Below are 7,231 nucleotides of genomic sequence, written 5' to 3'. Positions count from 1 at the left end.
CGCGGGCGCCTCGAAGATGCGCCCCTTTCTCGCGCAGTGTCGAGAGTGTCAACTCCCGGAAAGGCGCATGCACGACATGATCGTCGCCGCCATGCAGGAGAACCGGGCGATCATCAAGTCGCATATCGAGCGAATGGTGACGATCTTTGAGCCGATCATTCGCGAGGGGACCGAGGCGGGCGAACTCAAGGTCGAGGACCGGCAGAAGCGGCCCGTGCGGTCAACACCGCGTTCACGCCGCCACCCGATTCTGATCGAGCACTGCGTTCAACACGGCGAAGACACCGACGCGGCCCTGCGTGAGCAGATTCGGTTTATCCTGAAAAGCTCTCGGCAAGTCGGCCTAAGGCGCAGCGTGCCATATATGCAGGCACTGTGGTTCCGGAGAAGGGCGCGCGAACACAAGGTTTGCGTCGAAGGCCAACTCATCTTCAAAACCACGGCGCAAACGTTGCACGCGGCGCTGGCCGAACAGGGAATAACCTATGTGCAGGAAGAGATGGCAAAACCCGACCTCGTGCATATGATCTGACCAGGCGGATCCGGGCAGCCATACCGTCCGACAGTCGGCTCAGGATCGCCGGCAGCTGTAGCGCGAACGTCAGGTTTGGAGGAGGGCTACGAATGACTGGAATTGGCGCTGGTTGCTCGTTCTAATTGCGAACGTGAACGCAAAATCCTACCCAGAGAGGTCTTCCATGACGGGTACCAACCGTCAGGTTTTCACCACCAGGTACCTTCAAACGAAAGATCGGAGGGCAATACGCCTCCTATCTTTCGGTGCCAGGAGAACCGCCGGCCTATTCGCTTTTCCAGACACCCCATACATGGGGGTTTGCCGCGGGCCATACCGAATAGCCCTTTACTTTCGGCGACACGGCATCGAGGGACGGCTCGTAATAGAGGCCAAGGATCGGCACATCCTTTGCCATGAGTGCATGGAGCTGCTTGAACAGTGCCTTGCGTTGCCCGGCGTCGGTCGTGGCCATCGACTTCGTGTAGAGATCGAGAGCCTCCTTGCTGTCCCACTGCGCCGTCGGATCGGTCGCCTTGTCGCCAAGGATGACGCCATACATCAGCGACGGATCGAGACGAGCCGAATAGCCAAAGGACTGGATCTGGAATTTGCCGACAAGGTAGTTGTCGAGCTGTGCCGCCCAATCCAGCACTTCGAGCTGGGCGTTGAAGCCCGCAGCCGTCAGCATCGCCTGCAGCAGCACGGCGTTCTCGTACATGCCCTGGTAGCGGGTGTTGGTCTGGATCTTGATCGGCTCGCCCTTGTAACCGGCTTCGTCCAGCAGGGCTTTGGCCTTGGCCGGGTCGTATTCCGGCCATTTGAGGAAGTCGTCGTCGAAGAACGAGCTCGCCTGGGCGACGGCCGAGGGACCTCCCGTGGCGGCACCGCTGGTGCTGGCGGCGGCGATCTGGTTGATGTCGGCGGCATGCGCCAGCGCCTCGCGTATTTTGACGTTCGACAGCAGCGGGTCCTTGGTCTGCAGCAAGATCACCGTCCACGACAGGCCTTGCGTCGACAGCACCGTCATGCCGCGCGACTTGGCTTCCTCGGCACGCGATGATTCAAGATCGGGCAGGACATCGAGTTCGCCGGCAAACAGCGCGGTTTCCGCCGCCGCCGTGTCGGGGATGACCATGAAGCGCACCTCGTCGACATAAGCCTCACGGCTGCCGGCAAAGCCGCTCGGCGCCTCCTTCACCGGCTTGTAGTCGGCAAAGCGCTCGAGCACCAAATACTGGCCCTTGACCCATTCCTTCAGCGTGAACGGGCCGCTGCCGATGGCGGAATCGGCGAGCCACTTGCCGTCGGCGCCGACATTCTTCGGGCTGGCGACCCAGCCATTGCATTGAACACTGGCGAGTTGCGCCAGAAAGAGCGCATTCGGCGCCTTGAGCGTGAAGACCACGGTGCGTGGATCAGGCGTCGCCACTTGCTCGACCTTGAGGCCCTGGCTGCCGTCGAAGAACGGAATGCAGAACCACTGATTGGCCGGGTCCATGCGGCGGTCCCAGTTCCATTTGACGTCGGACGAGGTTACGGCGTCGCCATTGTGGAAAACCGCGCCGTCGCGCAACGTGAAGGCATAGGTCTTGCCGTCGTCCGATACTGCCCAGGATTCGGCCAATGCCGGGCCCACCGTGAGATCGGCGCGATAAGCCACCAGCGTCTCAAAGATATGGTGCAGCACAGTGTCGGTGTTTGCGTCGCGATTAAGACCGTCGGTGGCGCGGATGTCTGCGTTGATGCGGACCTTGAGCGCGCCGCCGGTTTTCGGCTGCTCCTGCGCCATCGCCGGCAGTGCACAAATCATCACCGCGATTGTCGCCAGCACCTGAAACAATCGTCTTCCCATCATCAATCCTGTTCCCATTTTTTTATCTCCAGTTTGACGGCAGTTTTTCAGGCGGGCGCGGCATTCAATGTCCGCGCAAAGAACTCCTTGACCTTGGCGATGAGCGCGCCGTCGTTGTGAGCGATGCCAGGCACGACATCCAACTGCACCTCGACGCCATGTCTCTCCAGGCTGCCCTTCAACGATCTGATCCGGTCGTTGCGGGTCGCGCCGGCGAGATCGGCGCCGGGCATCCACCAGTCATCCTCCGGTTTGATGGTGATCTCCCAGGTTTGGAGATCGTCACCACCGATCACCATCTGCACGGCGACCTTGCGCATGGCGTCGAGGTCGATGGTCTTGCCGAACACTTTCTCGAAGTCGCGCACCCCGACCCAGAAATCGTGATCGAAGTCGAGCAGGGTCACGACGCCCGGCGCACCGATCGATGCCGCCAGCAGACGTTCGGGATGGAGGAACAGGAAACGATGGGTGAAATGGCCGCCGCCGGAGAAGCCGTACATCAGCACGCGGTCGCCGCGGATGCGATAGCGCTCGCGCATCTCCTCGACCATGTCGAGCAGCACGGCATCGTAATGGAGGTCGCCCTGGCGCAACATCTTGTAAGAGGAAAGATCGCCCGGAAAACAGATATTCGCCGGGAACAGCGGGGCGAGCACGATCACGCCGTTCTGTTCGGCGAAGTCGGCGAAGGCGTCCCGGTAGGCGAGCATGCCGCGCTCGGTGCCATGCACGATCACCGCCAGCGGATAGGTCTTGTTGCCGTCCTCGTCATAGTCGTCGGGGACATAGGCGCAATAGGGGAAGCGCTGGTCGAAGCGGGAGGCGTACACCGTCGTGTGCCCGAAATCGTAATAGGACAGGCGCTTGCCATGTCCGCTGACGTTGCGCATCGAATTTTCCCCGATCTCAATTTCATTGTTTCATCATTTTGTGTGACTGAAAAGCATTAGTTTATCCACATCGTCAGGAAAGTACGTATTTTACATCGCGTAACGCCTGACATCATCGGGCAAGCATGAGCAGCTATCCGGGCCGTCGCGCCATCAAGTCCAGCCGAGCGGCACGACCAACGACATCGTGAAGTTGTGCAGGTTGACTCGGTTGTCTGCTCGCCTAACTTCGCGGTGACATGATATTTTCCCGCATCCGCAAGCTTGTCTCTCTTGTTCTCCTGGCCGGCAGTTCGATCGTGTCCTCCTGCGTCGCCCCTGACGACACGTCGAACCTCCCGAAGGAAGACGCCACAACGGCGGCAGCCCGCAAAGAGATGGTTGGTCTCAGCGAGGCGGACGTTCGAATGTGCGCCGGCTTTCCGACTGCCACCGCTGATGCGGGGGCAAGCCAGATCTGGACCTATCAGCGTACCGTTCAACGCGGCAATCTCAACGTGGTGATTCCAACCTTGGCCGTGGGTGCGATCCCGACGGTTGGAGGATCGCTCAATGTCGATCCTGGCGGCTATTGCAACACGCAAATCCGAATGGTCGACGGCCGTGTTGCCGAGGTTGCCTACGCCGGCGACAACAACACGCCGAACCACCGCGATGCGCTCTGCGTCAGCACGGTAGACGGCTGCGTGGCATATGCCCGCCAGCGCCATCAAGTCAGGACAAGAGCCAGCCCCAGGTAACCCGGCCAGCTAATCGGGTTCCAGCTAATCGGGCTGGCTGGCGCAACCCAGGCCCTGCAGCATTCGTTCGTGTTTCAGGCAGACGTTCCATATCCGAACCTTTGCCAGAGACAACCGCCGGCTCCCCGCCGATCGGCCTTGCGAAAAGCCGGTCGGCCGGAACCATTCTTGGGATCGGGAGTACAAGAGGTCGAAAGGACAGGGATGGCAGACGATGATCATCACCCGCAGGACATTCGTTAAGGCTGCCGCCGCTTCCGGCGCGGCTCTGGTGTTGCCGGCAGCCGCGCCCGGCGCGCCGCCCGCGCCGGTGATGCGGACCGTGCCCTCCTCGGGAGAGATGCTTCCCGCTGTCGGCCTGGGCACCTGGATCACCTTCAATGTCGGCGACGATCCGGTGCTGCGCGACGAGTGCGCCGAGGTGATGGCGGCCTTCTTCGCGGCGGGCGGCCGCATGATCGATTCCTCGCCAATGTACGGCTCCTCGCAGCCCGTGATCGGCTATGGCCTCGAAAAGCTCGGCCGGCCTGAAGCGCTGTTTTCCGCCGAGAAGGTCTGGACCTCCTCCGCCGACGGACCCGCGCAGATCGAGCAGTCGCGTCGCTTCTGGGGGGTGCCGCGTTTCGACCTCGTGCAGGTCCACAACCTCGTCGCCTGGGAGACGCATCTCGAAACCCTGTTCGCCATGAAGGCGGACGGGCGGATCCGCTATGTCGGCATCACGACGTCCGAAGGACGGCGGCACGACTTATTCGAACAGATCATGCGCGCGCATCCGCTCGACTTCGTGCAGCTCACCTATAACGTCGTCGACCGTGAAGCGGAGGAACGGCTGCTGCCGCTGGCGGCCGAGCGCGGCATGGGTGTCATCATCAACCGGCCGTTTCGGCAAGGCGCGCTGACGCGCCAGCTCCAGGGCGAGACGTTGCCGGACTGGGCGGCCGGGATCGGTGCTGCGGCCTGGGCGCAGTTCATACTGAAATTCATCGTTTCGCATCCCGCCGTCACCGTCGCCATCCCCGCCACCACCCGCGTCGACCACGTGCGCGAGAACCTGTTGGCAGCGACCGGTCCCCTCCCCGACACGGCCATGCGCGAGCGGATGGCGGCCTATGTCCGGGACCTCTAAGCAGGCATTCGTCGGCTGGCCCACGAATGCCTGCCTGGATTCTGTTGTTTGTCGCAGGTTCATGTCGCAAAACCGTGGGAGGCTTTTGTGGAACCTGCTTGGATGTCGGAATGGTGGACCTACCGGCTGGAGGATTTCCTGCTCTTCTCGCCGCGCGTCTATTGGCGCATGTTCGAATTGGCCAATGCCGCGTTCTGGCCGCTGCATCTCCTGACGCTCGCCGCCGGCCTCGCCATTGTCCTGCTCGTGCTTAGGCGGCCGCGTCGCCATGGTCTGTGGATAGCGCTCGTCCTCGCGGCGCTCTTTGCCTTCGTCGGCTGGTCCTTGCTGTGGAGCCGCTATGCCGCGATCAACTGGGCGATCGCCTATGTCGCGCCGGCCTTCGGCCTGCAGGCGCTGCTGCTGGTGATCGGCGGTGCGCGCGGCGGCCTCGCCTTTGACCGGCGGGACCTCGCAGAGCGGCTCGGGCTGCTGATCGCGGTCGCTGGCCTCGTCGTTTATCCCCTGCTGCCGCCGCTCTTCGGGCGGCCATGGGCGAGCGCCGAGGTCTTCGGCATCGCGCCGGACCCGACGGCGATCGCAGCGCTCGGCGTCCTGCTTGCCGCGAGCGGCGGGCTTGTGCCGCTGCTGTTGGCGATCCCGCTGCTGTGGCTGCTGCTCAGCGGCCTGACGCTGCACGCCATGGGCGATCCGCAAGCCTGGCTGCCGCTTCTGGCAGCGGCCAGCACTGTCGCTGCTTTGACCCTGCGCCGTATCGCTCGGTGATGCCGGCACGATCGAGAAAGTCAGCCGGCTCCGGCCAAATAATACAAGTTCAGATGTGACCGAATTTTCTCCCTCTGAAATCGTAGCGTAACGCCGCACCGCCAGATTCGCACTTCAGCAGACCGCAGCCACACGCTCGCCGCGTGGATTGTCACAAGCCAGCCGGTTGCGCCAGCCGGTTGCAGTCGTGACTTGCTATGAAAGAGGAGGTGATCATGGCCAGTCAACTTTCGCGGACAGCGCCTCAGGCCAAAGATGCAACCGTCCAACCGATTGCCGCCACGCCGGAACTTCCTTCCGCCGTCCCGCTGATGGCGCTTTCGACCGGTTTCTGGGCCTTCAAGACTCTGGCCGCTGCGCATGAGTTGGACCTCTTCAGCCGCCTTGCGGGCGGCGCCGGCAAGATGGTTGCGGAGCTGGCGGAAGCGCTCAGCCTGCATCAACGCCCGGCCGAGATGCTGTTGACCGGCTGCGCTGCACTCGGGCTCCTGGAGAAAACCGGCGGCCGCTATCGCAACACGCCGTTAAGCGAAACCTATCTCGTGCGCGGAAAACCGTATTACTTCGGCGGCGTGTGCAGATGCTCGACAAGCGGCTCTATCCCGGCTGGGGCAGGCTTACCGAGGCGCTGCGCACGAACCGGCCGACCACGTGGGACCCAGCTGTGCGATCCTCGGCGTTCGACGGCGAAGATCCGATGATGCTAGCGCTGTTCTGGGAGGCGATGCATTCGGTCTCCACGATGACCGCGCGCAAGCTCGGCGAAGCGATGGATTTCGGATATTTCCGCCGCCTCCTGGACATCGGCGGCGGATCGGGGGCGTACAACATCGAGCTTTGCAAACAGTATGGGGCGCTGCGTGCGACCGTGTTCGACTTGCCGCATGTCGCCGCGATCGCCGCGGGAAAGATTGCCGAGGCCGGTTTGACCGACCGGATCGAGACCGCAGGCGGCAACTTCTTCGAGCAGCTTCCCGGGGATCACGATTTGCATCTCCTGTCGATGATCCTGCACGATTGGGACGAGGCGAAGAACCGCGCCCTGCTGCGCCGGTCGTTCGGGGCTTTGCCGAGCGGCGGCGCAGTCGTCATCAGCGAGCTTCTCGTCAATGACGAAAAGACCGGACCGGCGCCGGCGGCGCTGATGAGCCTCAACATGCTGATCGAGACGGAAGGACGAAACAACACGCAGGCCGAATATTCGGCGTGGCTCGAGGAAGCCGGATTCCGGCACATCGAGACGGTCTGGTTCGAGGCACCCGGCGCGAACGGCGCCGTGATCGGCCGCAAGCCGTAAGGCGCAGTGGAACAGGCGCCCCGCAGTTCAACCCTGCG

General features: G+C 62.6%; 7 protein-coding genes and 1 pseudogene. 6 read left to right on the top strand and 2 right to left on the bottom strand.

The annotated features are described in order from the left end of the window. Positions 1 to 532 (top strand): annotated as a pseudogene (locus AC0L2K_RS15295) (hypothetical protein); the annotation flags it as partial. Positions 533 to 800: 268 nt separating this feature from the next. Here AC0L2K_RS15295 and AC0L2K_RS15290 read toward each other — a convergent pair. After that, complete coding sequence (locus tag AC0L2K_RS15290; RefSeq protein ID WP_287180482.1) at positions 801 to 2,387, bottom strand: ABC transporter substrate-binding protein; 1,587 nt, start codon at positions 2,385 to 2,387, stop codon at positions 801 to 803. Between the two features lie 29 nt (positions 2,388 to 2,416). Beyond that, a complete protein-coding gene (locus AC0L2K_RS15285; RefSeq protein ID WP_128177724.1) occupies positions 2,417 to 3,262 on the bottom strand; it encodes an alpha/beta hydrolase in 846 nt (281 codons plus the stop codon). Positions 3,263 to 3,501: 239 nt separating this feature from the next. Here AC0L2K_RS15285 and AC0L2K_RS15280 point away from each other — a divergent pair, with 239 nt between their 5' ends. The 5 genes from AC0L2K_RS15280 to AC0L2K_RS15260 all read left to right on the top strand — a co-directional run bounded on the left by AC0L2K_RS15280 (position 3,502) and on the right by AC0L2K_RS15260 (position 7,193). Continuing rightward, complete coding sequence (locus AC0L2K_RS15280; RefSeq protein WP_128177722.1) at positions 3,502 to 4,002, top strand: hypothetical protein; 501 nt, start codon at positions 3,502 to 3,504, stop codon at positions 4,000 to 4,002. A 313-nt stretch (positions 4,003 to 4,315) separates the two neighbouring features. Then, complete coding sequence (locus AC0L2K_RS15275) at positions 4,316 to 5,131, top strand: aldo/keto reductase (RefSeq protein ID WP_473531712.1); 816 nt, start codon at positions 4,316 to 4,318, stop codon at positions 5,129 to 5,131. An 87-nt stretch (positions 5,132 to 5,218) separates the two neighbouring features. Next, complete coding sequence (locus AC0L2K_RS15270) at positions 5,219 to 5,896, top strand: DUF6064 family protein (protein ID WP_245277599.1); 678 nt, start codon at positions 5,219 to 5,221, stop codon at positions 5,894 to 5,896. Positions 5,897 to 6,093: 197 nt separating this feature from the next. After that, positions 6,094 to 6,597 carry a methyltransferase family protein gene (locus tag AC0L2K_RS15265; protein ID WP_473531707.1) on the top strand — a complete coding sequence of 168 codons (504 nt, stop codon included), beginning with the start codon at positions 6,094 to 6,096 and terminating at the stop codon, positions 6,595 to 6,597. Continuing rightward, the gene (locus AC0L2K_RS15260; protein ID WP_473531706.1) at positions 6,561 to 7,193 is read left to right on the top strand and encodes a methyltransferase; all 633 of its coding nucleotides are present in this window, start codon (positions 6,561 to 6,563) and stop codon (positions 7,191 to 7,193) included. The genes AC0L2K_RS15265 and AC0L2K_RS15260 overlap by 37 nt, the downstream gene beginning before the upstream one ends. Positions 7,194 to 7,231 lie beyond the last annotated feature (38 nt).

The organism is Mesorhizobium sp. WSM4817 (assembly GCF_055811135.1).
This window is presented reverse-complemented; position numbering and strand designations above follow the sequence as displayed.

Coding starts and splice junctions, on each gene's coding strand:
- AC0L2K_RS15290 (WP_287180482.1), bottom strand. CDS start 2,387: ATGGGAACAGGATTGATGATGGGAAGACGATTGTTTCAGGTGCTGGCG.
- AC0L2K_RS15285 (WP_128177724.1), bottom strand. CDS start 3,262: ATGCGCAACGTCAGCGGACATGGCAAGCGCCTGTCCTATTACGATTTC.
- AC0L2K_RS15280 (WP_128177722.1), top strand. CDS start 3,502: ATGATATTTTCCCGCATCCGCAAGCTTGTCTCTCTTGTTCTCCTGGCC.
- AC0L2K_RS15275 (WP_473531712.1), top strand. CDS start 4,316: ATGCGGACCGTGCCCTCCTCGGGAGAGATGCTTCCCGCTGTCGGCCTG.
- AC0L2K_RS15265 (WP_473531707.1), top strand. CDS start 6,094: ATGAAAGAGGAGGTGATCATGGCCAGTCAACTTTCGCGGACAGCGCCT.